Below are 716 nucleotides of genomic sequence, written 5' to 3' on the forward strand. Positions count from 1 at the left end.
CGGTCACCACGGTAGGATTCATGACTGGGGTGAAGTCGTAACAAGGTAGCCGTATCGGAAGGTGCGGCTGGATCACCTCCTTTCCAGAGCTTCTCGCACAAGTTGAGCGCTCACGCTTATCGGCTGTAAATTTAAAGACAGACTCAGGGGTCTGTAGCTCAGTCGGTTAGAGCACCGTCTTGATAAGGCGGGGGTCGTTGGTTCGAATCCAACCAGACCCACCATTGTCTGGCGGTAGTACCTGAGGCAAATCTGTACTCATGGGGGCATAGCTCAGCTGGGAGAGCACCTGCTTTGCAAGCAGGGGGTCGTCGGTTCGATCCCGTCTGCCTCCACCAATCTTCAATGACAAGCGTTCGAGTTGATTCGAGTCTTTGTCATTGGCGATTGAGCCAGTCAGAGTGATACGTAGTATGTATCGGCTGTCGTTCTTTAACAATCTGGAAGAAGTAAGTAATTTGGATAGCGGAAGCGTCTTGAGATGGACGTGGAAACTATCCGGGTTGTGATTGTATCGATGTATCTCAAGATGATTCGAACTCTATGTTTGACTCAATTGGAATACGGCACAACGCGAGAACTCAACCTGTAATGAGACAGACTCGTTATAGGGTCAAGCGAACAAGTGCATGTGGTGGATGCCTTGGCGATCACAGGCGATGAAGGACGCGGTAGCCTGCGAAAAGCTACGGGGAGCTGGCAAACGAGCTTTGATC

General features: G+C 50.8%; 2 tRNA genes and 2 rRNA genes. All 4 read left to right on the forward strand.

The window, feature by feature from the left end:
- A 16S ribosomal RNA gene (locus CFB82_RS41730) occupies nucleotides 1-83 on the forward strand; the annotation flags it as partial.
- A 64-nt stretch (nucleotides 84-147) separates the two neighbouring features.
- Nucleotides 148-224, forward strand: a tRNA-Ile gene (locus tag CFB82_RS41735).
- Between the two features lie 38 nt (nucleotides 225-262).
- A tRNA-Ala gene (locus CFB82_RS41740) sits at nucleotides 263-338 on the forward strand.
- A 273-nt stretch (nucleotides 339-611) separates the two neighbouring features.
- Nucleotides 612-716, forward strand: a 23S ribosomal RNA gene (locus tag CFB82_RS41750); the annotation flags it as partial.

This window comes from Burkholderia sp. HI2714 (assembly GCF_002223085.1).
Classification (GTDB): domain Bacteria; phylum Pseudomonadota; class Gammaproteobacteria; order Burkholderiales; family Burkholderiaceae; genus Burkholderia; species Burkholderia lata_D.